Source organism: Pseudomonas sp. V88_4, assembly GCF_029967985.1.
GTDB lineage: Bacteria > Pseudomonadota > Gammaproteobacteria > Pseudomonadales > Pseudomonadaceae > Aquipseudomonas > Aquipseudomonas glycinae.
In genome coordinates this window covers 131,699-156,851 of record NZ_JASCAF010000041.1, presented here as the reverse complement: position 1 = coordinate 156,851, position 25,153 = coordinate 131,699, and the positions used below count along the sequence as shown (strand labels likewise).

At 60.9% G+C, this 25,153-nt stretch carries 25 protein-coding genes; all 25 read left to right on the top strand.

Annotated features, from left to right (window positions below):
* The first annotated feature begins 12 nt into the window (after positions 1-12).
* A complete protein-coding gene (pseB, locus tag QLG12_RS18100) occupies positions 13-1,014 on the top strand; it encodes a UDP-N-acetylglucosamine 4,6-dehydratase (inverting) (RefSeq protein WP_064594325.1) in 1,002 nt (333 codons plus the stop codon).
* Positions 1,011-2,168, top strand: coding sequence for a UDP-4-amino-4,6-dideoxy-N-acetyl-beta-L-altrosamine transaminase (gene pseC / locus QLG12_RS18095; protein WP_282475011.1), 1,158 nt, complete (start codon positions 1,011-1,013; stop codon positions 2,166-2,168). The genes pseB and pseC overlap by 4 nt, the downstream gene beginning before the upstream one ends.
* Positions 2,169-2,199: 31 nt before the next feature.
* Complete coding sequence (locus QLG12_RS18090) at positions 2,200-2,820, top strand: pseudaminic acid biosynthesis-associated methylase (protein WP_236193821.1); 621 nt, start codon at positions 2,200-2,202, stop codon at positions 2,818-2,820.
* Positions 2,817-3,512: a pseudaminic acid cytidylyltransferase gene (gene pseF / locus QLG12_RS18085; RefSeq protein WP_282475010.1), complete on the top strand. Its 696-nt coding sequence runs from the start codon at positions 2,817-2,819 to the stop codon at positions 3,510-3,512. The genes QLG12_RS18090 and pseF overlap by 4 nt, the downstream gene beginning before the upstream one ends.
* Positions 3,509-5,011, top strand: coding sequence for a UDP-2,4-diacetamido-2,4,6-trideoxy-beta-L-altropyranose hydrolase (pseG, locus tag QLG12_RS18080; RefSeq protein WP_282475009.1), 1,503 nt, complete (start codon positions 3,509-3,511; stop codon positions 5,009-5,011). The genes pseF and pseG overlap by 4 nt, the downstream gene beginning before the upstream one ends.
* Entirely contained in the window at positions 5,008-6,060 is a 1,053-nt protein-coding gene (gene pseI, locus QLG12_RS18075) for a pseudaminic acid synthase (RefSeq protein ID WP_236193816.1), read from the top strand. Before pseG ends, pseI begins: the two co-directional genes overlap by 4 nt.
* Before the next feature lie 227 nt (positions 6,061-6,287).
* Positions 6,288-7,214, top strand: a complete 927-nt coding sequence (locus tag QLG12_RS18070; protein WP_108560254.1) for a ketoacyl-ACP synthase III — start codon at positions 6,288-6,290, stop codon at positions 7,212-7,214.
* 86 nt (positions 7,215-7,300) lie between these two features.
* Complete coding sequence (locus QLG12_RS18065; RefSeq protein ID WP_236193815.1) at positions 7,301-8,593, top strand: 6-hydroxymethylpterin diphosphokinase MptE-like protein; 1,293 nt, start codon at positions 7,301-7,303, stop codon at positions 8,591-8,593.
* Positions 8,590-8,856, top strand: a complete 267-nt coding sequence (locus QLG12_RS18060; protein ID WP_236193814.1) for a hypothetical protein — start codon at positions 8,590-8,592, stop codon at positions 8,854-8,856. The genes QLG12_RS18065 and QLG12_RS18060 overlap by 4 nt, the downstream gene beginning before the upstream one ends.
* Before the next feature lie 243 nt (positions 8,857-9,099).
* Positions 9,100-9,960 carry a flagellin domain-containing protein gene (locus tag QLG12_RS18055; protein ID WP_007958307.1) on the top strand — a complete coding sequence of 287 codons (861 nt, stop codon included), beginning with the start codon at positions 9,100-9,102 and terminating at the stop codon, positions 9,958-9,960.
* A 71-nt stretch (positions 9,961-10,031) separates the two neighbouring features.
* The gene (locus tag QLG12_RS18050) at positions 10,032-10,388 is read left to right on the top strand and encodes a flagellar protein FlaG (protein WP_236193812.1); all 357 of its coding nucleotides are present in this window, start codon (positions 10,032-10,034) and stop codon (positions 10,386-10,388) included.
* A gap of 80 nt (positions 10,389-10,468) precedes the next feature.
* Positions 10,469-11,935 (top strand): flagellar filament capping protein FliD, encoded by a 1,467-nt coding sequence (gene fliD / locus QLG12_RS18045; RefSeq protein WP_108560260.1) that lies wholly within the window; start codon positions 10,469-10,471, stop codon positions 11,933-11,935.
* 129 nt (positions 11,936-12,064) lie between these two features.
* The gene (fliS, locus tag QLG12_RS18040; protein ID WP_007958302.1) at positions 12,065-12,463 is read left to right on the top strand and encodes a flagellar export chaperone FliS; all 399 of its coding nucleotides are present in this window, start codon (positions 12,065-12,067) and stop codon (positions 12,461-12,463) included.
* Positions 12,464-12,473: 10 nt separating this feature from the next.
* Positions 12,474-12,770, top strand: coding sequence for a hypothetical protein (locus QLG12_RS18035; RefSeq protein WP_039765621.1), 297 nt, complete (start codon positions 12,474-12,476; stop codon positions 12,768-12,770).
* 172 nt (positions 12,771-12,942) lie between these two features.
* Positions 12,943-14,418 (top strand): sigma-54 dependent transcriptional regulator, encoded by a 1,476-nt coding sequence (locus tag QLG12_RS18030; protein ID WP_039765583.1) that lies wholly within the window; start codon positions 12,943-12,945, stop codon positions 14,416-14,418.
* A gap of 128 nt (positions 14,419-14,546) precedes the next feature.
* Positions 14,547-15,740, top strand: a complete 1,194-nt coding sequence (locus QLG12_RS18025) for an ATP-binding protein (RefSeq protein ID WP_162803862.1) — start codon at positions 14,547-14,549, stop codon at positions 15,738-15,740.
* A 5-nt stretch (positions 15,741-15,745) separates the two neighbouring features.
* A complete protein-coding gene (locus QLG12_RS18020) occupies positions 15,746-17,137 on the top strand; it encodes a sigma-54 dependent transcriptional regulator (RefSeq protein ID WP_282475008.1) in 1,392 nt (463 codons plus the stop codon).
* A gap of 128 nt (positions 17,138-17,265) precedes the next feature.
* Positions 17,266-17,595, top strand: a complete 330-nt coding sequence (gene fliE, locus QLG12_RS18015) for a flagellar hook-basal body complex protein FliE (RefSeq protein WP_011333048.1) — start codon at positions 17,266-17,268, stop codon at positions 17,593-17,595.
* Positions 17,596-17,610: 15 nt separating this feature from the next.
* Positions 17,611-19,398: a flagellar basal-body MS-ring/collar protein FliF gene (fliF, locus tag QLG12_RS18010; protein WP_221398978.1), complete on the top strand. Its 1,788-nt coding sequence runs from the start codon at positions 17,611-17,613 to the stop codon at positions 19,396-19,398.
* Positions 19,391-20,410 (top strand): flagellar motor switch protein FliG, encoded by a 1,020-nt coding sequence (gene fliG / locus QLG12_RS18005; RefSeq protein WP_007958288.1) that lies wholly within the window; start codon positions 19,391-19,393, stop codon positions 20,408-20,410. The genes fliF and fliG overlap by 8 nt, the downstream gene beginning before the upstream one ends.
* 4 nt (positions 20,411-20,414) lie before the next feature.
* Positions 20,415-21,221 carry a flagellar assembly protein FliH gene (fliH, locus tag QLG12_RS18000; protein ID WP_197869635.1) on the top strand — a complete coding sequence of 269 codons (807 nt, stop codon included), beginning with the start codon at positions 20,415-20,417 and terminating at the stop codon, positions 21,219-21,221.
* Positions 21,211-22,569, top strand: coding sequence for a flagellar protein export ATPase FliI (gene fliI / locus QLG12_RS17995; protein ID WP_197869634.1), 1,359 nt, complete (start codon positions 21,211-21,213; stop codon positions 22,567-22,569). The genes fliH and fliI overlap by 11 nt, the downstream gene beginning before the upstream one ends.
* A gap of 6 nt (positions 22,570-22,575) precedes the next feature.
* Positions 22,576-23,025: a flagellar export protein FliJ gene (fliJ, locus tag QLG12_RS17990; protein WP_011333052.1), complete on the top strand. Its 450-nt coding sequence runs from the start codon at positions 22,576-22,578 to the stop codon at positions 23,023-23,025.
* A gap of 101 nt (positions 23,026-23,126) precedes the next feature.
* On the top strand, positions 23,127-23,426 hold the full coding sequence (locus tag QLG12_RS17985) for an STAS domain-containing protein (RefSeq protein WP_011333053.1): 300 nt from the start codon (positions 23,127-23,129) through the stop codon (positions 23,424-23,426).
* Positions 23,427-23,431: 5 nt separating this feature from the next.
* A complete protein-coding gene (locus QLG12_RS17980; protein WP_197869633.1) occupies positions 23,432-25,135 on the top strand; it encodes a fused response regulator/phosphatase in 1,704 nt (567 codons plus the stop codon).
* Positions 25,136-25,153 lie beyond the last annotated feature (18 nt).

The following is a 25,153-nucleotide window of genomic DNA, read 5'->3' as shown; positions in this document are numbered from 1 at the left end:
GGGACTCAAGACATGTTCAACGGAAAGTCGATTTTCATCTCCGGCGGCACCGGCTCGTTCGGGCGCAAGTTCATTGCGCGCCTGCTCGAGCAATACCAGCCCAAGCGCGTGGTGGTGTTCTCCCGGGATGAACTCAAGCAATACGAAATGCAGCAGACGTTCAATGCGCCGTGCATGCGCTACTTCCTCGGCGATGTGCGCGACGCCGACCGTCTGCGTCAGGCCATGCGCGGCATCGATTACGTGGTGCATGCCGCGGCGTTGAAGCAGGTGCCGGCGGCGGAATACAACCCGACCGAATGCATCCGCACCAACGTCAACGGCGCGGAAAACATCATCGCTGCCGCCATCGACAACGGGGTGAAGAAAGTCGTCGCGCTGTCCACCGACAAGGCCGCAAGCCCGATCAACCTGTACGGCGCCACCAAGTTGCTGTCGGACAAATTGTTCGTCGCGGCCAACAATATCGCCGGCGAACAGCAGACGCGTTTTGCCGTGGTGCGCTACGGCAACGTCGCCGGTTCGCGCGGATCAGTGGTGCCGTTTTTCAGCAAGCTGATCGCTGACGGTGCGACAGAGCTGCCTATCACCGATGAGCGCATGACCCGGTTCTGGATCACCCTCGATCACGGCGTGCAGTTCGTGCTCGACAGCTTTGCGCGGATGCACGGCGGTGAAGTGTTCGTGCCGAAGATCCCGTCGATTCGCGTGGTCGATCTGGCGCGCGGCATGGCCGAGCATCTGCCGCACAAGAACGTCGGCATTCGTCCGGGCGAGAAGCTGCACGAGTTGATGGTGCCGCTGGACGATGCGCGGATGACCCTGGAATTTGCCGACCACTACACCATCCAGCCGTCGATCCGCTTCACCAGCGTCGATGTGGATTTTGCCGAGGACAAACTTGGTGAGCGTGGCGTGCCGGTCGGCGAAGATTTCGAATACCGCTCCGACACCAACCCGCACTTCCTCTCGGTGGGTCAGATCGCCGACCTGCACGCGAAGCTCTCGGTATGATTCCCTACGGTCGGCAGAGCCTCGACCAGAGGGACATTGACGCGGTGGTCGAGGTGTTGCAGTCCGACTGGTTGACCCAGGGGCCGACCATCGAACGCTTCGAGCAGGCGATGGCCGAGCGTTGTCAGGCCGACTTTGCCGTGGCGGTGTGCAACGCCACGGCGGCGCTGCACATTGCCTGTCTGGCGGCGGGGCTCGGCGCGGGCGACCGCTTGTGGACCACGCCGAACACCTTTCTCGCGTCGGCCAACTGCGGCCGTTATTGCGGTGCCGACGTTGATTTCGTGGACATCGATCCGCTGACCTGGAACCTCGATGCCGAAGTTCTGGCAAGCAAACTCGATGCGGCCGAACGCGACGGCATGCTGCCCAAAGTGCTGGTGGCGGTGGCGTTCTCCGGGCAGAGCTGCGACATGCGGCGAATTGCCGAACTGGCCGAACGCTACAACTTCACGGTCATCGAAGACGCCTCCCACGCGGTCGGCGCCCGTTACGCCGGGCGCCCGGTGGGTTGCGGTGAGTTTGCCGCGATGACCGTGTTCAGTTTCCACCCGGTAAAGATCATCACCAGCGGCGAAGGCGGTATGGTGCTGACCAATCGCCCGGAACTGGCCGAGCGCCTGCAACGCCTGCGCGGCCACGGTATGACCCGCGATCCGCAACAGATGACCGAACCCAGTCACGGCCCGTGGTACTACCAGCAGGTCGAGCTGGGGTTCAATTACCGGATCACCGATCTGCAAGCCGCGCTGGGCCTGTCACAGCTAGGCAAACTGGACGAGTTCATCGCCCGTCGCAGGGAGTTGGCCGCGCGTTACGATCGCTTGCTGGCTTACTTGCCGGTTACCGTGCCGAGCCCCCAGCCGGACGCCGAGTCGGCCTGGCATCTTTACGTGGTGCGTTTGCAGACCGAACGCATCAGCCTCAGCCACCGTCAGGTATTCGAAGGCTTGCGCGCCGTTGGCATCGGCGTGAACCTGCACTACATTCCGCTGCATTTGCAGCCGTACTATCGCGACCTGGGTTTTGCCGAGGGTGACTTCCCCGAGGCCGAGCGTTATTACGCCGAAGCGATCAGCCTGCCGCTGTTCCCGTTGCTGAGCGATCAGCAGCAGGACTACGTGGTCGAGCAATTGCGTCGGTTGACCGAATGATTGCCGCCGCGGCGGTGAATGGAAAACGGTGATGCGTGATCTGAGCGAGCAGGAACAATTCTGGCAGGGCGAATTCGGTAACCAGTACGTGGATCGCAATATCGGTCAGCCACTGGTGGCGGCCAATCTGGCGTTGTTCGCCAAGGCGCTGACCCGGGCCGGGCGGATCGACAGCCTGCTGGAGCTGGGCACCAATGCCGGCAACAACTTGCAGGCGCTGCGTCAGTTGCTGCCGCGCTGCGAGCTGTTCGGGGTCGAGATCAATGCCAGTGCCTGCGCTCAGGCGCGTGCGCTGGAGATTGCGAACATCTGGCACGGTTCGCTGTTCGACTTTCCCCGTGAGCGCCAATACGACCTGACCCTGAGCAAAGGCGTGCTGATCCATCTGGCGCCGGAGCTGCTGCCGACGGCGTATGCGCAGTTGTATGCGTTGAGTTCGCACTACATCCTGATCGCCGAGTATTACAATCCCTCGCCGGTGGAAGTGTCCTATCGCGGCAACAGCGGCAAGCTGTTCAAGCGCGACTTCGCCGGGGAACTGCTCGATCGCTATCCCGATCTGCAACTGCTGGATTACGGCTTCGGTTATCACCGCGATCCGCAATGTCCGGTGGACGACATCACCTGGTTCCTTTTGGAAAAACGTCCTTGAACAACGTCGCAATCATCCCGGCCCGCGGGGGCAGCAAACGCATCCCGCGCAAGAATCTTGCGCCGTTCGACGGTGTGCCGATGATTGTCCGTTCGATTCGTACGGCCCTCGATTCAGGCTTGTTCGAGCAGGTGGTGGTCAGCACCGACGACGCAGAGATCGCCGACGTGGCGCGAGCCAACGGTGCTCATGTGCCGTTCATGCGTCCGGCGGAACTGGCCGATGATTTCACCGGCACTGCGGCGGTCATCGTGCATGCCTTGCAGCAACTGCCGGCCTTCGATTACGCCTGCTGTGTGTACGCCACGGCGCCGCTGCTGCAGGCGCGCTTTCTGCGTCAGGGCTTTGAATTGCTGGCGCAGCATCCGGACAAGTCCTTTGCTTTTTCGGTCACCGATTTCGGCTTTCCGGTGCAGCGCGCCTTGACCCTCGACAGGCAGGGCGCACTGACGGCGTTGTACCCCGAATTTCGCAATACCCGTTCGCAGGATCTGCCGGCTGCCTTTCAGGATGCCGGCCAGTTTTATTGGGGGCGCAGCGAAGCCTGGCTGGGTGGCGAGGTGTTGTATTCGCCGGCCAGTCTGCCGGTGATCCTGCCACGCCATCTGGTGCAGGACATCGATACCGCCGAAGACTGGAAGCGCGCCGAGTACCTTTACGCCGCCCTCAAGGCTGGTGGAGAACTGCAATGAGAGTGCTGATCCGCGCCGACGCCTCGCCGACCATCGGCAGTGGCCACATCGCCCGGTGCCTGACACTGGCGCGAGTACTGCGCACGCAAGGCAGTCACGTTGCGTTCGCCTGTCGTCGTTTGCCGGGGCATCGGCTTGATGCGTTGCAAAGCGAAGGCTTCGAGACCTTCGCGTTGCCGGATCGCTATGCCGGTGAAGACCCGGAGCAGGCCATCGAATCGATGCTGCCGTGGCAGGCGGATATCGATGCACTGGCGGCGCAGCTGGAAGGGCAGCCCGGATTTGACTGGGTCATCGCCGATCATTACGGCCTCGACCATCACTGGCAGACCGCTGCCCGTCGCTTCGCGCCACGGATCGCCGCCGTCGACGATCTGGCGACCCGCCGGTACAGCGTGGATCTGCTGCTCAATCAGAACCTCTCCGGGCTCAGCGAAAATTATCAACCGCTGCTGCCGGCCGGTTGCCGAACACTGCTCGGCCCGCGCTTCGCCATGCTGCGCGAAGAGTTCAGTGGCCCGGCCATCGAGATCAAACCGGTGGCGCGCCGGGTGCTGGTGAATTTCGGTGGTTTTGATGCGGCACGCCAGACTCATCACGCCATGCTGGCGCTGGCGGATTTTTCGGCGCTTGAAGTGGATTTTGTCGCCGGCGCCGACAACCCGGCCTGGGCAGAGATGCAGGCACTGGCCGAAACGCGGCCGCACTGGTGCCTGCACAGTTTCGTCAGCGATTTTCATCGGCGCATGACCGAGGCCGACCTGTTTATCGGCGCTGGCGGCGGCACCAGTTGGGAGCGCGCGGCCTTGGGCCTGCCGACGATCTGCATTGCGGTGTCGAACAACCAGCAGGCCAACGGTGAGGTGATGGCGGCGGCCGGGGCGCATGTGTTCATGGGCGCGCGGGAGCAGGTCAGTGTCGAGCAACTGCGCGATGCCATCGGCTTTGTCGTAGGCAACTTTTATCTGCGCCAGAGCCTGGCCGAACGTTCGCGGCAACTGGTCGACGGGCGCGGCGCGCTGCGAGTGGCGGCGGCACTGGCCGGCGCGGTGCTCAAGTTGCGCCCGGCGACGCCGGAGGATGCGCAGTTGCTGTTCGACGGGCGCAATGCCGAGGTGGTGCGCCGCTGGTCGCTGGACAGCGGGGCGATTGACTGGACGCAACATGTGAACTGGCTGGGCGCGAGCCTGCGCAATCCTCAGCGGTTGCTGCTGGTGGCCGAGGCGGATGACGGCCCGGTCGGCGTCCTGCGCTACGATTTGCGCGGCTTTGAGGCAGAGGTTTCGCTGTATCTGCTCGAGGGGCGTTTTGGCCTGGGTTGGGGTCGGGCACTGCTGGCGCAGGGTGAAGCCTTTGTGGCTGCACACTGGCCGCAGCTGACCGCCATCACCGCCCAGGTCTTACCGGCCAATCAGCCCTCGATGAATGTTTTTCGTGACGTCGGGTTCACCCAGAGTGCCTGCGCGTTCACCAAGGTTTTGAAGGAATCCCGTCAATGAGCAGTTTCAAGATCGGCAACCGCCGGATCGGTGCCGATGCGCCGCCGTTCATCATCGCTGAAATGAGCGGCAACCATAACCAGTCGCTGGACGTCGCCTTGCAGATTGTCGAAGCGGCGGCACAGGCCGGTGCCCATGCCTTGAAGCTGCAAACCTACACTGCCGAAACCATGACCCTGGATCTGGCGGAGGGCGAGTTCTTCATCAAGGATCCGAACAGTCTATGGGCGGGCACTTCGCTCTACGACCTGTATGAAAAGGCCCACACCCCGTGGGAATGGCATGCGCCGATCTTCGCCCGGGCCAAAGAGCTGGGCATGCTTGCGTTTTCGACACCGTTCGATGACAGCGCCGTGGACTTTCTCGAAAGCCTCGATGTGCCGGCCTACAAGATCGCCAGTTTCGAGAACACCGATCTGCCGTTGATCCGCCGTGTCGCAGCGACTGGCAAACCGTTGATCATTTCCACCGGCATGGCCAGCCTCGCCGAACTCGACGAAACCGTGCGCGCCGCCCGTGAGGCGGGATGCAAGGATCTGGTGCTGCTCAAGTGCACCAGCACCTACCCGGCGACCCCGACCAACAGCAACGTGCGCACGATCCCGCATCTGCGTGAGTTGTTCGGTTGTGAGGTCGGGCTGTCAGACCATTCGATGGGCGTCGGCGTGTCGGTGGCGGCGGTGGCGCTCGGTGCGACGGTGGTAGAAAAACACTTCACCCTCGACCGATCGGCCGGCGGCGTTGACGCCAGTTTCTCGCTGGAGCCGGCGGAACTGGCCAGTCTGGTGGTCGAAACCGAGCGCGCCTGGCAGGCCATGGGGCAGGTGCACTACGGCGTGACCGAGGCTGAGCAAAAGTCGCTGGTCTACCGTCGGTCGCTGTACGTCACGGCCGATATGGCGGCCGGTGAACCCTTCACGGCGGCCAATGTGCGTGCCATTCGTCCCGGTCTCGGCTTGCCGCCCAAGCACACCGACGCCGTCCTCGGGCGCCGTGCGCGCCAGCCGATCAAACGCGGTACGCCGCTGGACTGGTCATTGGTCGAATGAGCCAATCTGCCACCGATTCGGCAAAATAGCGTGACCTGCGAGTCATAACGCGCATCTTCACTGTATTGTAATGACCGGGGAGATGGCGCCTGGCCCGTTTTTCGGTCCCAGTGGTAGCCCTTTGCGCTCCCCGTGGCTGCCCGTTGTGGCGGCCGTTTTCTGTTTGTCGGCGCCCCTCGAATCCTTGCGAGCGGTGGTATTGGGCTGTTTATTATTGGGAAGCCGTAATGATTGGCATAAAAAGCATTGCGAGCTACGTTCCTGTAGCCGGCGTGGACAATTACGCACAAGGTGCAAAATTCGAGAAGGATGAAGAATTCATCCTCGGCAAGATCGGTTCGGCCTTCCTCCCACGCAAAGACGCGGAACAGGAAACCTCCGATCTGTGCGTTGAAGCGGCCAATGCGCTGTTTGCCAACAACCCTGAACTGAAACGTGAATCCATCGATGCACTGATCGTCGTCACCCAGAACGGTGACGAAGAAGGCCTGCCGCACACCGCTGCCATCGTCCAGGACAAACTCGGCCTGCCGACCCATGTCGCGGCGTTCGATATTTCTCTGGGTTGCTCTGGCTACGTTTACGGCATCTACGCGATCAAGGGCTTCATGGAAGCTGCCGGTTTGAAGAACGGCCTGTTGATCACAGCCGACCCGTATTCGAAGATCGTTGATCCGGAAGATCGCAACACCACCATGTTGTTCGGCGATGCCGCTACCGCGACCTGGATGGGGGAAGACCCGGTCTGGGCACTCGGCAAGGCCAAATTTGGCACCGACGGTTCCGGCGCACCGCACCTGAAAGTCACCGATGGCGTGTTCTTCATGAACGGCCGCCAGGTGTTCAACTTCGCACTGCTCAAAGTACCGGCGCACTTGCATGAGTTGCTCGACGATTCCGGCCTGAAGGCCGATGACATCGACGCCTTCTGCATTCACCAGGGCAGTGCGGCCATTGTCGATGCCGTGGCGCGGCGCTTCGAAGGCGAGCCGGAGAAGTTCATCAAGGACATGGTCGAGACCGGTAATACCGTGTCGTCCAGTGTGCCATTACTGCTGGAAAAACACGTGATGGATTCCGACTGGAGCCGCATCGCCATCAGTGGTTTCGGCGTCGGTCTGTCTTGGGGTTCGGCGATCATTTATCGTCCTTGAATCCGCTAAGAACGACGGATACAAAAATAGCGTTCAGGGGTTAACCTTGAACGCTATTTTTTTGCCTGAAGGGAGCGCGAGGCGTCATGAGTGAGTTTTTCCAGGCCAACGCTGAAGTCATCGAACGACGCTGGCCGGCGCTGTTCGCCCGATTGCTGAACGAAGACAGTTCGGCAATCGAGGCCGAACTGACGCAGGGGCTGGGCTCGACGCTGAGCGTTGGCGGCATTCAGCTCACCAGTCGGCATGACCGTGTCCGCGAAGCGCAGATTCAGGCTGCCAGCCTGCCGGCAGACAAGCCGCAACTGCATGTCTACGGCACCGGACTCGGGGATTTGCCCACGGTGCTGCTGGAACGCTCCGGGCTTGAGCGGCTATATGTGCACATCCTCAATGGCGCGCTGTTCGCTTTGGTGCTGCAACTGCTCGATCAGCGGGAGTGGCTGCAGGATCGGCGGGTTGAATTGCTCTACGCCGGCGACTTGCCCGACATCTGCACACCGTTTTTCGCATTGCCTGCCGAGATGCTGCTGGCCGATGACTTCAACGCGAAGATCCGTGATCGGCTGGTCAGCGAAGTGCACCTGAGCTTCAACAACCGCGAGTTCGATCCGCAGTCACCGTTCATTCAACAGCGTCTGCAGGACTGCTTGCCGGTATTGCTGGCTGACGATGATGTGGCGACGCTGTTCGGCACCTGTGCCGGTCGGGAGATTTTCGTGATCGGCACCGGGCCGACCCTTGAGCAGCACTTCGAACGTCTGGCGGCGATTCGCGAGCGGGCGGAGCGTCCGCTGTTCATTTGCGTCGACACCGCGTACCGGCCGCTGCGCGAGCACGGGATCGTGCCCGACTATGTGGTGAGCATCGATCAGCGCATCAGCTTCCGGCATTTGCCCTTCGAGGAATCCGACGGCATCCCGCTGGTGTATCTGCCGATGAGTGACCCGCAGGTGTTGAGGGCCTGGAAGGGCAGGCGTTATGGCGCTTACTCGGCCAGTCCGGTCTATGCGGCATTGCGTGAGCAGCACCCGAGGGCGCTGCTGCATGTGGGTGGCAGCGTGATTCACCCGGCCGTGGACCTGGCGGTGAAGATGGGCGCTGCACGCATCACCCTGTTCGGCGCCGATTTTGCCTTCCCGATGAACAAGACCCATGCCGGCTGGAATGACGGTGACCTGGGGCCATCGGTGAATCAGGCGCGGCACTGGGTGCGTGACGGATATGGCCAGCGTGTCAGTACCCAGCTCAATTTTCGCGGTTACCTGTGCGTGCTGGAACGATACATCGCCAGTCAGCCGCAGGTGGCGTTCTTCAACAGCAGCCGCGCGGGGGCGCAGATTGCCGGTACAGCGTTCAATCAGGAGTTTGTGCAATGACTGCACTGAAAGGCTGGGTAGACGAGTGCCACCAGTGTGCCGGGCTGTTCCGCTTGGGACGTGACGTCGAGGCCGCGTTGACCATGGTCGATGTATTCGAGGGCGCGCAGCGGTCATTGCAGTCGGCCGGTGTACAGAAGCAGCACGCCTGGGCGCAGTTGCTCACGCAAATGCTCGAGTGCCAGGAGCGTCAGGACTGGTTGGGACTTGCCGATTTCATGGACTACGAGTTGATCCAATTGCTGGAGCAATCGTCCGCCTGACGAGGGGCGAAGGCGCTGGCCCGCCGGTTTGCGCCATGGACGGTTTTATGACGTCATTTTTTCGAGGGTAAAGTGCTGCTAAGTCTTTGTTTTCTAGGGGGTGGCAGGGTGATGGCAAATTTTTTCAAAAAAGCCCTCAAGCAACCTGCAAACCCGACGATAACTATTACGAAGGTTCTCTAGGCCATACCCGGCGGTTGCCAGGGCCGGAAGCCGCAGTACCCAACCAACGAGGAATTCGTCATGGCTTTAACAGTAAACACCAACACCACGTCGTTGAACGTTCAGAAAAACCTGAACCGCGCTTCCGACGCTCTGTCGACTTCGATGCAGCGCCTGTCTTCCGGCCTGAAAATCAACAGCGCTAAAGACGACGCCGCTGGCCTGCAGATCTCCAACCGTATGTCTTCCCAGATCCGCGGTAACACCCAGGCAATCCAGAACGCCAACGACGGTATCTCCGTTGCCCAGACCGCTGAAGGCGCTCTGCAAGCTTCGACCGACATTCTGCAGCGTATGCGTGAACTGGCTGTTAAAGCACGTAACGGTACCAACGGCACTGCTGACCAGACCGCTACCAACGCTGAATTCGCTCAGATGTCCGACGAGATCACCCGTATCTCGGCTGCTACCAACCTGAACGGCAAAAACCTGCTGGACGGTTCGGCTGGTACTGTGACCCTGCAAGTGGGCGCAAACACCGGTTCGGCTAACCACATCGACCTGGTACTGAGCTCCAAGTTCGACGCCGTCAGCCTGTCCGTAGGCAGCGGTACTGTAGTTCTGACCGGTACCACCGGTACTGGCGCTGGTTCTGCTTCGCAGAACATCGACAACGCGATCACTGCAATCGACGCCGCTATCGCTGCAATCGGTGCAACTCGTGCCAGCCTGGGTGCTTCGCAAAACCGTCTGACCAGCACCATCCAGAACTTGCAGAACATCACCGAGAACACCACTGCTGCACAAGGTCGCGTACAAGATACCGACTTCGCCGCAGAGACTGCTAACCTGACCAAGCAGCAAACCCTGCAACAGGCTTCGACCTCTGTTCTGGCTCAAGCCAACCAACTGCCTTCCGCTGTGCTGAAGCTGCTTCAGTAATTTCGGAATGAGTTTTAGCGGGGGAGTGCGCTTGCGTGCTCTCTCGCTTTTTACGTTATGAGGTGATGAGCATGGACATGAGCGTCAAGCTTAACGTGTCTTATCCGGCTCCCAAGCCAGTCAATACCGTCACCGACAAGCCGTCGGAGACCAAGCCTCAGGCCGTTGAAGCGGTTCCTGCCTCGAAAAAGAGCCAGGAAGCAGATGAAACCAAGCTGAAGCTGGCGGTGCAGGAGATCGAGAAGTTCGTTCAGTCGATCAAGCGCAATCTGGAATTCTCGATCGACGAGCATTCCGGCAAGGTCATCGTCAAGGTGATTGCAAGCGAGACGGGCGAGGTCGTACGACAGATCCCTTCCGCAGAAGCCCTCAAGCTGGCAGACAGCCTCGCCAACGCAAGTCACGTGTTGTTCGACGCCAAAGTCTGATAGCTGGCATGAATAGTGTTTGAAGTTCTTTAGACGCAGGTAGTGGTCAAAAGACTGGCAACAACCCAAGGGAGATGCACATGGCAAGTCCAATTTTACCGGGTTCGGGCCTGGGTTCCGGCCTGGACATCGGTGCAATCGTTACTGCGCTGGTCAACGCCGACAAGTCGCCGAAGCAGACGCAGATCGACAATGCGACGAAAACCAACACGCTGAAGATTTCCGGTGTAGGTACGCTGAAGAGTGCGCTGACCGCCTTCCAGACGGCGATGACGAACCTTGGCAGCAAGACCAATCCTGCATTTGCCGGCTACACCGCCACGTCGAGTACGCCTGCGGTTTTGGGTGTGACTTCGGATAACACCGCAGTTTCCGGTACTTACAGTGTTGTCGTGAGTAAACTGGCCACCGGTTCGAAAGTAGCCAGTGCATCCTTTGCCGGCGGTGCGGCCAGTGCCATTCCGAGTGGTACCCTGAAAATCAGTCAGAATGGCACTGATTACAATGTCACGATTCCGGCCAACGCGACCTTGCAGAGCACGCGTGACGCCATTAACACGGCTCAGGGCTCCAACGGTATTTCTGCCAACATCGTCACCGACAGTAGCGGTGCGTCGCGGTTGGTGATCAGTTCGAGCAAGACGGGTGCAGGTTCCGACCTCTCGGTCAGCGGTATTGCCGGTCTGGAAATCGATGGCACCCAGGTGATGGGCGCTGCTCCGGCGGCGGGCGCGTCCGGATCGGTCGGCGGCCTCGCTCAGGATGCCTCGTTGACCATTGACGGTCTGGCGGTAACCAGCAAGAGCAACACGGTGACCGGTGCAATCAGCGGTCTGACATTGAACCTGCTGACTGTTCCGGCGACGCCCGGGACGCCGGTCACGGTGACTGTCGATACCAACACCAAGGGCTTGCAGACGTCTGTTCAGGCATTCGTTGATGCCTACAATACCTTGAAGAGCACCATTGACACTTTGTCCAAGGCAACACCGGATGAGGATGGCAAACTGACCGTTCAGGCGGCCTTCACAGGTGACTCTCTGCCACGTTCGTTGATTGCCGATATTCGTGGGCAGCTGACAGCTCCGGGTGCCGCTGCTGCGGGGAGCCCGATGGCCTATCTGTCGCAGCTGGGTGTGATGACCGACAAACTCACCGGCAACCTGTCGCTCGATACGACTGCTTTCAACAAGGCCATGTCCACGCCGGGCATGACCGGTCAGGTCCAGCAGATGTTTACTGGTACCAATGACACCAACGGTCTGTTGGCACGCATGAGCAAGGCTGTGGATCCGTATCTGAAGCCTCCTGCCGGTAGTCTCCCTACCGCCAAGGGCCTGCTTGATCAGCGCATGGGCATCCTGAACAACAACACCAAGAGCCTGACCAGTCAGCAACTGGCGCTCGATCTGCGTGTTGCCAACCTGACCAAGACGTTGACTGCAAAATACAACGCCATGGACTTGCTGGTAGGTCAGATGAAGTCTACGGCAAGCAGTATTACGTCGTTCTTCGCCTCGCTCAACGCACAGCAATCCGCGAAGTAACATGCAAGAGCGACAAAAACCCGGCTACGCTTTCGAGCGTGTGCCGGGTTTTTGTCTTGTGGTCTAAAGTTTTTCGACTCGCTGGCGATACACTGTTCATACGAGTCATTGTGGCAAATGAGGTAGAACATGAATCCGATGTTAGCCCTTCGGCAATACCAGAAAGTAGGCGCGCACGCTCAGACATCTGAAGCGAGCCCTCATCGCCTGGTGCAAATGCTGATGGAAGGCGGCCTGGACCGTATCGCTCAGGCCAAAGGTGCGATCGAGCGCAAGGATATTCCGGCCAAGTGCACGTCGATCAGCAAGGCCATCGGCATCGTCAGCGGACTGCGTGAAGGTCTGGATCTGGAAAATTCCGCGGACACGCTGGCTGATCTGGACGGTCTTTACATCTACATGATGAAGCGTCTCGCCGAGGCGAACATCAGCAGCGATCCGCGCATTCTAGATGAGGTCGCCGGCTTGCTGAGCACCGTCAAGGAAGGCTGGGACGCGATCGCACCTGCGCCCGCTCCGCAGTTCTGAGGAGATCACCATGAGTCTTGTATTGCAGCGAATCGAAGAAACCCGAGTAGCCTTGGTCGGAGCCCTGGCCGAGCGCAACTGGGAGGCGATCGGTCAACTGGATCTGGATTGCCGTTCCTGCATGGAAGATGTCTTGAGTGAAGCCTCGGTGGACGAGGTCGCGTTGCGCGATAATCTTGAAGAGTTGCTGCATGTCTACAAGCAGCTGCTTGAAGTGGCGATGGGTGAGCGTCAGGCGATAGTCGACGAGATGTCGCAGATCACCCAAGCGCAGAACGCAGCAAAGGTTTACCATCTGTTTGGTTAATTAACCCTCAGTTAATCCAGACATGTGCGCCATAAATTTGACTGTGCACGGTTTTTTGACTTAACTAGTGGCTGTTTTCAGATTTCAGGCGTCTACAGGCACAAGGTGTCCTGCAAGCGTCTCGCTTGCCCCTCATTTTGGGCATTGAGTTGACTAGGGAAGTTGCTATTGCATGTGGCGTGAAACCAAAATTCTGCTGATCGATGACGATAGCGTCCGCCGCCGCGACCTGGCGGTGATCTTAAATTTTCTTGGCGAAGAAAATTTACCCTGCGGAAGCCATGACTGGCAGCAGGCAGTCGGCTCTTTGTCGTCTAGTCGTGAGGTCATTTGCGTACTGATCGGGACGGTTAATGCTCCTGGTGCGCTTTTGGGCTTGCTAAAGACACTCTCAACCTGGGATGAGTTCCTTCCGGTTTTGCTGATGGGCGATAATTCTTCGGTTGACTTGCCTGAAGACCAGCGCCGCCGGGTACTTTCGACTCTCGAAATGCCGCCGAGCTACAGCAAGCTGCTCGATTCTCTGCACCGTGCCCAGGTCTATCGCGAGATGTACGACCAGGCTCGCGAGCGCGGCCGTCATCGCGAACCCAACCTTTTCCGCAGTCTCGTCGGCACCAGCCGCGCGATCCAGCACGTGCGTCAGATGATGCAGCAAGTGGCCGACACCGATGCCAGCGTCCTGATCCTCGGCGAGTCCGGGACCGGCAAGGAAGTGGTTGCGCGCAACCTGCATTACCATTCCAAGCGGCGTGACGCGCCATTCGTCCCGGTCAACTGCGGGGCGATCCCGGCCGAGTTGCTGGAAAGCGAACTGTTCGGTCACGAGAAGGGCGCCTTTACCGGCGCGATCACCAGCCGTGCCGGCCGCTTCGAGCTGGCCAACGGCGGTACGCTGTTCCTCGACGAAATCGGCGACATGCCGCTGCCGATGCAGGTCAAGCTGCTGCGCGTGCTGCAGGAGCGCACCTTCGAGCGCGTGGGCAGCAACAAGACCCAGAGCGTCGACGTGCGGATCATTGCCGCGACCCACAAGAATCTCGAAAGCATGATCGAGATCGGCACCTTCCGCGAAGACCTCTACTATCGCCTGAACGTGTTCCCGATCGAGATGGCACCGCTGCGTGAGCGCGTCGAAGACATTCCGCTGCTGATGAACGAGCTGATCTCGCGTATGGAGCACGAGAAGCGCGGTTCGATCCGCTTCAACTCCGCCGCGATCATGTCGCTGTGCCGCCACGGCTGGCCGGGCAACGTCCGCGAGCTGGCCAACCTGGTGGAGCGCATGGCGATCATGCATCCTTACGGGGTGATCGGCGTGGTCGAGCTGCCGAAGAAATTCCGCTACGTCGACGACGAAGACGAGCAGATGGTCGACAGCCTGCGCAGCGATCTGGAAGAGCGCGTGGCGATCAACGGCCATACGCCGGACTTCAGCGCCAACGCCCTGTTGCCGCCGGAAGGTCTGGATCTGAAGGACTACCTCGGTGGTCTGGAGCAGGGCCTGATCCAGCAGGCGCTGGACGATGCCAACGGCATCGTGGCCCGCGCCGCCGAACGCCTGCGCATCCGCCGCACCACGCTGGTGGAGAAGATGCGCAAGTACGGCATGAGCCGTCGTGAAGGTGATGAACAGGCGGATGATTGACGCCTGTTTTTCAAATGCTTCATTTATAAGCGGTTTTTTTTAGGCACGGGTATTGCTACATCCCTCGCAACGTTCCGTTTCACTGACGGTCAGCCAAGCGAGAGAGCACAATGCCCCAAGCCTCCCAGATGTCTTCTGTTCCCGAGTCCTCGGGGCAACTGCCGTCCGTAGAGCAGGCGAGCCGCCAGGGGCTTGAGCAGGCATTCGCCCTGTTCAACCAGATGTCCAGCCAGTTGACCGACTCCTACAGCATGCTCGAAGCCCGGGTCACCGAGCTCAAGGGCGAGCTGGCCGTGGTCAGCGCCCAGCGCATGCAGGAACTGGCGGAAAAAGAACGCCTGGCCAACCGTCTGCAAAATCTCCTCGATCTGTTGCCCGGTGGCGTCATCGTCATCGACGGTCATGGCATTGTGTGCGAGGCCAATCCTGCCGCCATCGAACTGCTCGGCCTGCCGCTGGAAGGTGAGCTGTGGCGCCATGTCATCGCCCGTTGCTTTGCGCCCCGTGAGGACGACGGTCACGAAATTTCCTTGAAGAACGGTCGACGCCTGTCGATTGCCACCCGCTCGCTGGATGCCGAGCCGGGGCAGCTGGTGCTGCTCAACGACCTGACTGAAACCCGTCACTTGCAGGATCAGTTGGCCCGCCACGAGCGGCTGTCGTCCCTGGGGCGGATGGTTGCGTCGCTGGCGCATCAGATCCGCACGCCGTTGTCCGCCGCGTTGCTGTACGCCAGTCATTTGACCGAGCAGGAACTGCCGGTCGCGACCCAGCAGCGTTTTGCCGGTCGCCTCAAGGAGCGTCTGCACGAGCTGGAGCATCAGGTGCGCGACATGCTGGTGTTCGCTCGCGGTGAGCTGCCGCTGACCGACCGTGTCACGCCGAATGCCTTGATGCAGTCGCTGCAGGCCGCGGCGCTGACCCACGTGCAGGATCTGCCGATCCGCTGGCAGTGCGACAGCCATGCCGGTGAGTTGCTGTGCAATCGCGACACGCTGGTCGGGGCACTGCTCAATCTGATTGAAAACGCGATTCAGGCGAGTGCCGGTGAAGTGCGTCTGAAAGTGCATTGCTATACCCGCGACAACACCTTGCGTTTATGTGTCAGTGACAGCGGCAGCGGTATTGATGCGGCGGTGCTGGCGCGGCTGGGCGAGCCGTTTTTCACCACCAAAGTCACCGGGACCGGCCTGGGCCTGACTGTGGTCAAGGCCGTGGCGCGTGCGCATCAGGGAGAATTGCAGCTGCGTTCGCGGGTCGGGCGCGGTACGTGCGCGCAGGTCATCCTGCCGTTGTTTTCTGCTGTACAGGGAGCTGAGTGAAGGTCATGGGCATCAAGGTTCTGCTGGTCGAGGATGACCGCTCGTTGCGCGAAGCGCTGGCCGATACGCTGTTGCTGGCCGGTCACGACTATCACGCGGTGGGTTCGGCCGAAGAGGCGCTGAACGCCGTCGAGCGCGAAGCGTTCAGTCTGGTGGTCAGTGACGTCAACATGCCGGGCATGGACGGCCATCAATTGCTCGGCCTGCTGCGCGCGCGGCAACCGCAATTGCCGGTGCTGCTGATGACCGCCCATGGCGCGGTCGAGCGCGCGGTCGATGCCATGCGCCAGGGCGCGGCGGATTATCTGGTCAAGCCGTTCGAGCCCAAGGCTCTGCTGGATCTGGTGGCGCGTCACGCCTTGGGCAGTCTTGGTGCAAGCGATGCCGAAGGGCCGGTCGCGGTCGAGCCCGCCAGTGCTCAATTGCTGGATCTGGCGGCGCGGGTCGCGCGCAGCGACTCGACCGTGCTGATTTCCGGCGAGTCCGGCACCGGCAAGGAAGTGCTGGCGCGCTACATCCACCAGCAATCCCATCGTGCCAGTCAGCCATTCATTGCGATCAACTGCGCGGCGATCCCGGACAACATGCTCGAAGCCACTCTGTTCGGTCACGAAAAGGGCTCGTTCACCGGTGCCATCGCGGCCCAGGCCGGCAAGTTCGAACAGGCGGACGGCGGCACCATTCTGCTCGACGAAATTTCCGAAATGCCCCTCGGCCTGCAAGCCAAGCTGCTGCGAGTGTTGCAGGAGCGGGAAGTCGAGCGGGTCGGCGCACGCAAGCCGATCACCCTCGATATTCGCGTGGTAGCCACCACCAACCGCGATCTGGCCGGTGAAGTGGCGGCGGGGCGATTCCGTGAAGACCTCTATTATCGTCTGTCGGTATTTCCCCTGGCCTGGCGTCCGTTGCGCGAGCGCACCGCCGATATCCTGCCGCTGGCCGAGCGTCTGTTGGCCAAACACGTCAATAAAATGAAGCATGCGATGGCGAAGTTCTCGCCCGAGGCGCAAGCGTGCCTGATCGGTTATCCGTGGCCGGGCAATGTGCGCGAGCTGGATAACGCGGTTCAGCGGGCCTTGATTCTGCAGCAGGGCGGGTTGATCCAGCCGCAGGATTTCTGTCTCTCCGGGCCTGCGTTGTTTGCTCCATTGCCGGCGGTGGTGCCCGCCGCATCGATCATTCGAGAGGTCGAAATCGACGCGGATTCGGCCGGTGCGCTGGGCGATGACCTGCGTCGTCGCGAGTTCCAGATGATCATCGACACCCTGCGTACCGAGCGCGGTCGACGCAAGGAAGCAGCGGAAAAACTCGGCATCAGCCCGCGCACCTTGCGGTACAAACTGGCGCAAATGCGCGATGCGGGCATGGATGTCGAAGGCTACCTGTTCGCCACCTGACGGGTGGCGCAAACGTTTGAAACGGCTTTTCTCAAAGCGGTGCCCATGAGCTGGCACCGTTGTTGCTAACACCTGAGTACCCGCCGAGTGAGTGTCAAAAAATTGCGGGCCGCCCAAGAGAGTAGACCATGAGCCAAGGTATTGAATTTAATCGGTTGATGATGGACATGAAGGCCATGCAAATGGACGCCATGTCGAAGCCGAAATCGACTTCCGCTGTCCCGGAAGTGGCAGGCAGCAACTTTTCCGACATGCTCGGTCAGGCCATCAACAAAGTGAACGATACCCAACAGGCGTCGAGCCAATTGGCCAACGCGTTCGAAATCGGCAAGAGCGGCGTCGATCTGACGGACGTGATGATTGCCTCGCAAAAGGCCAGCGTGTCGTTCCAGGCCCTGACCCAAGTGCGCAACAAGCTGGTTCAGGCTTATCAAGACATCATGCAGATGCCGGTTTAAGGACGAGATTGAGTCATGGCAGAAGCAGTCGCCGATAACGTTCCGGCCAAGGCCACCCCGATAGACGGCAAACCGCCGCTGTTCGGCCTGTCCTTCCTGGAAAACCTCTCCGAGATGACCATGCTGCGTCAGGTAGGCCTGTTGGTCGGCCTGGCCGCGAGCGTGGCGATTGGCTTTGCCGTGGTGCTGTGGTCGCAGCAGCCGGATTACCGTCCGTTGTACGGCAGCCTTGCCGGCATGGACGCCAAGCAGGTCATGGACACCCTGGCCTCCGCCGACATTCCCTACACCGTCGAACCGAATTCCGGCGCCTTGCTGGTCAAGGCCGATGACCTGTCCCGTGCGCGGCTCAAGCTCGCGGCCGCTGGTGTCACTCCCAGCGACGGCAACATCGGTTTTGAAATCCTCGACAAGGAACAGGGTCTGGGCACCAGCCAGTTCATGGAAGCGACCCGTTATCGTCGCGGCCTCGAAGGCGAGCTGGCCCGCACCATTTCCAGCCTGAACAACGTCAAGGGCGCACGCGTTCACCTGGCGATTCCGAAAAGTTCGGTATTCGTGCGTGACGAACGCAAGCCAAGCGCTTCGGTACTGGTCGAGCTGTACTCCGGTCGTTCGCTGGAGCCGGGCCAGGTGGTTGCCATCATCAACCTGGTGGCGACTTCCGTTCCCGAGTTGAGCAAATCGCAGATCACCGTCGTCGACCAGAAGGGCAACCTGCTGTCGGATCAGGCGGAAAACTCCGAAATGACCATGGCCGGCAAGCAGTTCGACTACAGCCGCCGCATGGAAAGCATGCTCACCCAGCGCGTGCACAACATTCTGCAACCGGTACTGGGCAACGATCGCTACAAGGCTGAAGTCTCGGCCGACGTCGATTTCAGTGCCGTCGAATCGACCGCCGAGCAGTTCAACCCGGATCAACCGGCGCTGCGCAGCGAACAGTCGGTCAACGAACAACGCACCGCCAGCAATGGCCCGCAAGGTGTGCCGGGTGCCCTGAGCAACCAGCCGCCGTCACCGGCCTCGGCACCGCAAACCACCGGTGGCGCCGCCGCCCCGGCGAGCATGGTGCAACCAGGCCAGCCACTGGTTGATGCCAACGGTCAGCAGATCATGGACCCGGCCACCGGCCAGCCGATGCTCGCGCCGTACCCGGCGGACAAGCGTCAACAATCCACCAAGAACTTCGAGCTCGACCGTTCCATCAGCCACACCAAACAGCAGCAGGGTCGCCTGAATCGCCTGTCGGTGTCGGTAGTGGTGGACGATCAGGTCAAGATCAACCCGGCCAACGGCGAAACCACCCGTGCGCCGTGGAGCGCCGACGAATTGGCGCGCTTCACCCGTCTGGTACAGGACGCCGTCGGCTTCGACGCCAGCCGTGGCGACAGCGTCAGCGTGATCAACATGCCGTTCTCCGCCGAGCGCGGCGAAGTGATCGCCGACATTCCGTTCTACTCCCAGCCATGGTTCTGGGACATCGTCAAACAAGTGCTGGGTGTGCTGTTCATCCTGGTGCTGGTGTTCGGCGTGCTGCGTCCGGTGCTCAACAACATCACCGGTGGCGGCAAAAGCAAGGAGCTGGCCGGTCTGGGCGGTGACATGGAACTCGGTGGCATGGGCGGTCTGGATGGTGAACTGTCCAACGATCGCGTCAGCCTCGGCGGCCCGACCAGCATTCTGCTGCCGAGCCCGAGCGAGGGTTATGACGCTCAGTTGAACGCAATCAAGAGTCTGGTGGCAGAAGACCCGGGTCGTGTGGCCCAGGTCGTGAAAGAGTGGATTAACGCAGATGAGTGATAACCGAGCCGCCGTCGCCAAACTGTCCCGGGTCGATAAAGCCGCGATTCTGCTGCTGTCCCTGGGTTCGACCGATGCCGCACAAGTGCTGCGCCACATGGGCCCCAAAGAGGTCCAGCGAGTCGGCGTGGCCATGGCCCAGATGGGTAACGTCCACCGTGAGCAGGTCGAGCAGGTCATGAGCGAGTTCGTCGACATCGTCGGCGACCAGACCAGCCTGGGCGTCGGCTCCGACGACTACGTGCGCAAAATGCTCACCCAGGCCCTGGGTGAAGACAAGGCCAACGGCCTGATCGACCGCATTCTGCTGGGCGGCAACACCAGTGGCCTCGACAGCCTGAAATGGATGGAGCCTCGCGCCGTTGCCGACGTGATCCGTTACGAACACCCGCAGATCCAGGCGATCGTGGTCGCGTACCTCGACCCTGATCAGGCCGGTGAAGTGCTGGGCAACTTCGACCACAAGGTACGTCTGGACATCATCCTGCGCGTCTCGTCGTTGAACACCGTGCAGCCGGCCGCGCTGAAAGAATTGAACCAGATCCTCGAGAAGCAGTTCTCCGGCAACTCGAACGCCTCGCGTACCACCCTGGGTGGCATCAAGCGGGCGGCGGACATCATGAACTTCCTCGACAGCTCGATCGAAGGCCAGCTCATGGACTCGATCCGCGAAGTCGACGAAGACCTCTCCGGCCAGATCGAAGACCTCATGTTCGTTTTCAACAACCTGGCCGATGTCGACGACCGCGGTATCCAGGCGCTGTTGCGCGAAGTGTCTTCCGATGTGCTGGTGCTGGCCCTCAAGGGTTCGGACGAAGGCGTCAAGGAGAAGATCTTCAAGAACATGTCCAAGCGTGCCGCCGAACTGCTGCGCGACGACCTCGAGGCCAAGGGCCCGGTGCGCGTCAGCGACGTGGAGACCGCGCAGAAGGAAATCCTCACCATCGCCCGTCGTATGGCCGAAGCCGGAGAAATCGTGCTCGGTGGCAAGGGCGGCGAGGAAATGATCTAAGCCCATGGACAAGCATGACGACGATGTGACGGACCTGATCCGTGCCCGGGACGTCCGCGGTTTCGAAACCTGGGCAATCCCGAGTTTCGATCCGCCGCCACCGGAGCCCGAGCCGGAACCGGAGCCTGAACCGCCGGAAATGGAAGAAGTGCCGCTGGAGGAAGTCCAGCCACTGACTCTGGAAGAACTCGAAAGCATCCGTCAGGAGGCCTACAACGAGGGCTTCGCCATTGGGGAAAAGGAAGGCTTTCACAGCGCCACCCTTAAGGTGCGCCAGGAAGCCGAAGTGGTCCTGACGGCCAAGGTCAACAGCCTTGAGCAACTGATGGGCCACCTGTTCGAGCCCATCGCCGAGCAAGACACGCAGATCGAAAAGTCGCTGGTCGACCTCGTGCAGCACATCGCCAAACAGGTGATTCAGCGCGAACTGGCCATCGACTCGACGCAGATCGAACACGTCATGCGCGACGCGCTCAAGCTGTTGCCGCTGGGCGTGGGCAATGTCCGGCTGTACGTCAATCCGCAGGATTTCGAACAGGTCAAAGCCCTGCGCGAACGTCATGAGGAAACCTGGCGCATTGTCGAAGACGAATCCCTGCTGCCGGGCGGTTGCCGGGTCGAGACCGACCACAGCCGGATCGATGCCAGCATCGAAACCCGCGTCAGCCAGGTCATGGCCAAGTTGTTCGACCAGTTGCACGAACAGGCCCTGCACCCGGCCGAGCCGGACCTGAGCCTGGACCTGCCGGAAACACCGAAGCCGGCACCGATTACAGAAGAGCCGCTCGCGGACGCCCCCGATGCGCCTTGAACGCACCAGCTTCGCCAAGCGCCTGAGCACCTACGCCGAGGCCACTGAAATCGCCGGTGCGCCGATTCTCGAAGGGCGCCTTTTGCGCATGGTCGGCCTGACGCTGGAAGCCGAAGGCCTGCGCGCCGCCATGGGCACCCGCTGCATGGTGATCAACGACGACACCTATCACCCGTCCCAGGTGGAAGCCGAAGTCATGGGCTTTTCTGGCAGCAAGGTGTTCCTGATGCCGGTCGGCAGTGTGGCCGGCATTGCTCCGGGCGCCCGCGTCGTACCGCTGGCCGACACCGGTCGCTTGCCGATGGGCATGAGCATGCTCGGTCGTGTGCTGGACGGTGCCGGACGTGCGCTGGACGGCAAGGGCGGCATGAAGGCCGAAGACTGGGTGCCGATGGACGGCCCGGCCATCAACCCGCTCAATCGTGACCCGATCAGCGTGCCGCTGGATGTCGGCATTCGAAGCATCAACGGTTTGTTGACGGTCGGTCGTGGTCAGCGTCTGGGCCTGTTCGCCGGTACCGGTGTCGGTAAGTCGGTATTGCTGGGCATGATGACCCGCTTTACCGAGGCCGACATTATCGTCGTCGGCCTGATCGGTGAGCGGGGTCGTGAGGTTAAGGAATTCATCGAGCACATCCTCGGTGAAGAAGGCCTCAAGCGCTCCGTGGTGGTCGCGTCGCCGGCGGACGATGCGCCGCTGATGCGTCTGCGTGCAGCGATGTACTGCACGCGGATCGCCGAATATTTCCGCGACAAGGGCAAGAACGTCCTGTTGCTGATGGATTCCCTGACCCGTTTCGCCCAGGCCCAGCGGGAAATCGCTCTGGCCATCGGTGAGCCGCCGGCGACCAAGGGTTATCCGCCGTCGGTATTCGCCAAACTGCCGAAACTGGTGGAGCGTGCCGGTAACGCGGAGAAGGGCGGGGGTTCGATCACCGCGTTCTACACCGTATTGTCCGAAGGCGATGACCAGCAGGATCCGATCGCCGACTCCGCGCGGGGTGTGCTCGACGGGCATATCGTGCTGTCGCGGCGGCTGGCCGAGGAGGGTCATTACCCGGCTATCGACATCGAAGCCTCGATCAGCCGGGTGATGCCGGCAGTCGTGGCGCCGGAACACATGCAGCGCGCGCAGTACTTCAAACAGCTGTGGTCGCGCTATCAGCAGAGCCGCGACCTGATCAGCGTCGGCGCCTATGTCGCTGGCGGTGACCGCGAGACTGACCTTGCCATCAATCTGCAACCACAACTGGTCAGATACCTGCGTCAGGGTCTCAACGACAAAATCAGCCTGGGTGAAAGCGAGGCGTACCTCGAAACGATTTTCGCCCCGGCGGCCGGCGGGTAACCGGTCATGGCCCTGAGTCGCGCCGCGCGTCTGGCGCCGGTGGTGGACATGGCCGAGAAGGCCGAAAAAACCGCCGTGCAGCGCCTGGGTTATTTTCAGGGGCAGGTGAAAGTCGCCGAGAGCAAACTCGCTGACCTCAACGCCTTTCGTCTGGATTACTCGCAGCAGTGGATCGTGCGCGGCAGCACCGGCGTGACCGGCCAATGGCTGCTGGGTTTTCAGGGCTTTCTGGCGCAACTCGACACCGCCGTCGATCAGCAGCGCCAAAGTCTGCAGTGGCACCAGAACAATCTGGACAAGGCCCGAGATGCCTGGCAACAGGCATTCGCCCGGGTCGAAGGTCTGCGCAAACTTGTACAACGCTACCGCGACGAAGCCCAGCGTGCCGAAGACAAGCGTGAGCAGAAGCTGCTCGACGAGTTGTCCCAGCGTTTGCCGCGCCACGAGGCGTTTTGACGGGCAGATCTCGCACAGATCCCGACGCCATCGCACCTTGCCCATGGCCCCTCCAAGTGCTAAACCTTGTACAGGTTCGTCAATGACAAGGAAGCCAGTACATGTCAGTCGTTACAGAAGTTTCTGCGGACAAGAAAAAACTGACGATTTCGGTCAAGGGGCGATTTGATTTCGCCAAGCATCAGGAATTTCGCCAATCCTACGAAAAAGAGCAGCCCGAATCGGTGATTGTCGACCTCAAGGAGGCGACCTATCTCGACAGTTCGGCCCTCGGCATGCTGCTTCTGCTGCGTGATCACGTCGGTGGCGACGATTCGGAAATCCGCGTGGTCAACAGCAGTTCCGATGTGAAGAAGATTCTCGCCATCTCCAATTTCGACAAACTGTTCGACATCAGTTGACGGCCATGCAGCCGCAAGAGCCGCTGACGATCCTGATTGCCGAAGATAGCGCCGCTGACCGGTTGCTGTTGTCGACCATCGTCCGTCGTCAGGGGCATGAAGTGCTGACGGCCACCCACGGTGCGGAGGCGGTCGAGGCATTTATCCGGCAAAAGCCGCATCTGGTGTTGATGGACGCCATGATGCCGGTGATGGACGGGTTCGAAGCCGCACGGCAGATCAAGAAGCTGGCGGGTGAGAACCTGGTGCCGATCATCTTCCTCACGTCGTTGACGGAAAGTGAAGCCTTGGCTCGCTGTCTTGAGGCCGGCGGTGACGACTTTCTGGCGAAGCCCTACAACCAGGTGATCCTCGCCGCCAAAATCAAGGCGATGGATCGCTTGCGACGTTTACAGGCCACGGTTCTTCAGCAGCGCGACCTGATCGCCAGACACCACGAGTATCTGCTCAACGAACAGCGGGTCGCCAAGGCCGTGTTCGACAAGGTGGCGCATTCCGGCTGCCTGAGCGCGCCGAACATCCGTTACCTGCAATCGCCCTATGCGCTGTTCAACGGCGATCTGCTGTTGGCCGCGTACACCCCGGCCGGCGACATGCATGTGTTGCTCGGTGACTTCACCGGTCATGGATTGCCCGCGGCGGTCGGCGCAATGCCGCTGGCCGAGGTGTTCTACGGCATGACCGCCAAAGGGTACGGTCTGGCCGAAACCCTGCGGGAAATGAACGCCAAGCTCAAGCGCATCCTGCCGGTGGACATGTTCTGCTGCGCGACGCTGTTGTGCCTGAGTTTTCAGCGGCGCTCGGTGGAAGTCTGGAACGGCGGCATGCCCGACGGTTACCTGCATTGCCTCGCCACCGGGGAGCGCAAGCCACTGGCGGCGCGCCACTTGCCGCTGGGTGTGCTCAGCCCGCAGACCTTCGATGACCGCACCGATGTTCACTCGATGGCGTTGGGCGATCGGGTGTTTCTGCTCTCCGACGGGGTCATCGACACCTGCGATGCCAACGACCAGCTGTTCGGTGTCGAGCGCTTGCATAAGGTGTTCGCCGCCAATCGCCAGCCGGATCGATTGTTTGAAGAGATCGAGCAGGCGCTGCAGGACTTTCGCGGAGAGGCCCGGGACGATGTGAGCATGGTCGAGGTCAGCCTGCTGGAAGCCGAGCAGGTCAACCCGCCGGCGCCGGTGTATTCGGACAGTGGTCAGTCCTGTCCGCTGGACTGGTCGGTGAGCTTCGAATTTCGCGGTGCCACGCTCAAGCGCTTCAATCCGCTGCCTTACCTGTTGCAGTTGCTGCTTGAGGTGCATGGATTGCGGGCACAGAGTGGCGCACTGTACAGCGTGCTGGCCGAGCTTTATTCCAACGCGCTGGAGCATGGCGTGCTGGGGCTGGATTCGAGCCTCAAGCGCGATGCTTCAGGTTTCGCCCGATATTACGAGCAGCGCAATGCCCGTCTCGAAGCCTTGCAGGACGGTTATGTGCGCGTGCATTTGCAGGTGCGGCCGGAAGGCGAGGGCGGTTGTCTGGTGGTGCGGGTCGAAGACAGCGGCCAGGGATTCGATGTCTCGCGCGTGATGGAGCGGCCGCTGGACGGTGTCCGTCTGTCGGGACGCGGAGTCAGCCTGATCCGGCAATTGGCCCGAAATGCCAGCTGGTCAGACGATGGTCGCAGTGCTCGCGTGGAGTTTTTCTGGGAGGCTCTGGCATAATCCGCGCATTCTTGATCA

What these genes read in the sequence shown, in the direction of transcription:
- QLG12_RS18060 (WP_236193814.1), top strand. Translation starts at nt 8,590, where the DNA reads ATGACTGCACTGAAAGGCTGGGTAGACGAGTGCCACCAGTGTGCCGGG.
- QLG12_RS18020 (WP_282475008.1), top strand. Translation starts at nt 15,746, where the DNA reads ATGGGCATCAAGGTTCTGCTGGTCGAGGATGACCGCTCGTTGCGCGAA.
- pseG (WP_282475009.1), top strand. Translation starts at nt 3,509, where the DNA reads ATGAGAGTGCTGATCCGCGCCGACGCCTCGCCGACCATCGGCAGTGGC.
- QLG12_RS18065 (WP_236193815.1), top strand. Translation starts at nt 7,301, where the DNA reads ATGAGTGAGTTTTTCCAGGCCAACGCTGAAGTCATCGAACGACGCTGG.
- fliH (WP_197869635.1), top strand. Translation starts at nt 20,415, where the DNA reads ATGGACAAGCATGACGACGATGTGACGGACCTGATCCGTGCCCGGGAC.
- QLG12_RS18035 (WP_039765621.1), top strand. Translation starts at nt 12,474, where the DNA reads ATGAGTCTTGTATTGCAGCGAATCGAAGAAACCCGAGTAGCCTTGGTC.
- fliG (WP_007958288.1), top strand. Translation starts at nt 19,391, where the DNA reads ATGAGTGATAACCGAGCCGCCGTCGCCAAACTGTCCCGGGTCGATAAA.
- QLG12_RS17985 (WP_011333053.1), top strand. Translation starts at nt 23,127, where the DNA reads ATGTCAGTCGTTACAGAAGTTTCTGCGGACAAGAAAAAACTGACGATT.
- pseI (WP_236193816.1), top strand. Translation starts at nt 5,008, where the DNA reads ATGAGCAGTTTCAAGATCGGCAACCGCCGGATCGGTGCCGATGCGCCG.
- fliS (WP_007958302.1), top strand. Translation starts at nt 12,065, where the DNA reads ATGAATCCGATGTTAGCCCTTCGGCAATACCAGAAAGTAGGCGCGCAC.
- QLG12_RS18030 (WP_039765583.1), top strand. Translation starts at nt 12,943, where the DNA reads ATGTGGCGTGAAACCAAAATTCTGCTGATCGATGACGATAGCGTCCGC.
- QLG12_RS18090 (WP_236193821.1), top strand. Translation starts at nt 2,200, where the DNA reads ATGCGTGATCTGAGCGAGCAGGAACAATTCTGGCAGGGCGAATTCGGT.
- pseC (WP_282475011.1), top strand. Translation starts at nt 1,011, where the DNA reads ATGATTCCCTACGGTCGGCAGAGCCTCGACCAGAGGGACATTGACGCG.
- fliE (WP_011333048.1), top strand. Translation starts at nt 17,266, where the DNA reads ATGAGCCAAGGTATTGAATTTAATCGGTTGATGATGGACATGAAGGCC.
- QLG12_RS17980 (WP_197869633.1), top strand. Translation starts at nt 23,432, where the DNA reads ATGCAGCCGCAAGAGCCGCTGACGATCCTGATTGCCGAAGATAGCGCC.
- QLG12_RS18025 (WP_162803862.1), top strand. Translation starts at nt 14,547, where the DNA reads ATGTCTTCTGTTCCCGAGTCCTCGGGGCAACTGCCGTCCGTAGAGCAG.
- pseB (WP_064594325.1), top strand. Translation starts at nt 13, where the DNA reads ATGTTCAACGGAAAGTCGATTTTCATCTCCGGCGGCACCGGCTCGTTC.
- fliI (WP_197869634.1), top strand. Translation starts at nt 21,211, where the DNA reads ATGCGCCTTGAACGCACCAGCTTCGCCAAGCGCCTGAGCACCTACGCC.
- fliF (WP_221398978.1), top strand. Translation starts at nt 17,611, where the DNA reads ATGGCAGAAGCAGTCGCCGATAACGTTCCGGCCAAGGCCACCCCGATA.
- QLG12_RS18055 (WP_007958307.1), top strand. Translation starts at nt 9,100, where the DNA reads ATGGCTTTAACAGTAAACACCAACACCACGTCGTTGAACGTTCAGAAA.
- fliD (WP_108560260.1), top strand. Translation starts at nt 10,469, where the DNA reads ATGGCAAGTCCAATTTTACCGGGTTCGGGCCTGGGTTCCGGCCTGGAC.
- QLG12_RS18070 (WP_108560254.1), top strand. Translation starts at nt 6,288, where the DNA reads ATGATTGGCATAAAAAGCATTGCGAGCTACGTTCCTGTAGCCGGCGTG.
- fliJ (WP_011333052.1), top strand. Translation starts at nt 22,576, where the DNA reads ATGGCCCTGAGTCGCGCCGCGCGTCTGGCGCCGGTGGTGGACATGGCC.
- QLG12_RS18050 (WP_236193812.1), top strand. Translation starts at nt 10,032, where the DNA reads ATGGACATGAGCGTCAAGCTTAACGTGTCTTATCCGGCTCCCAAGCCA.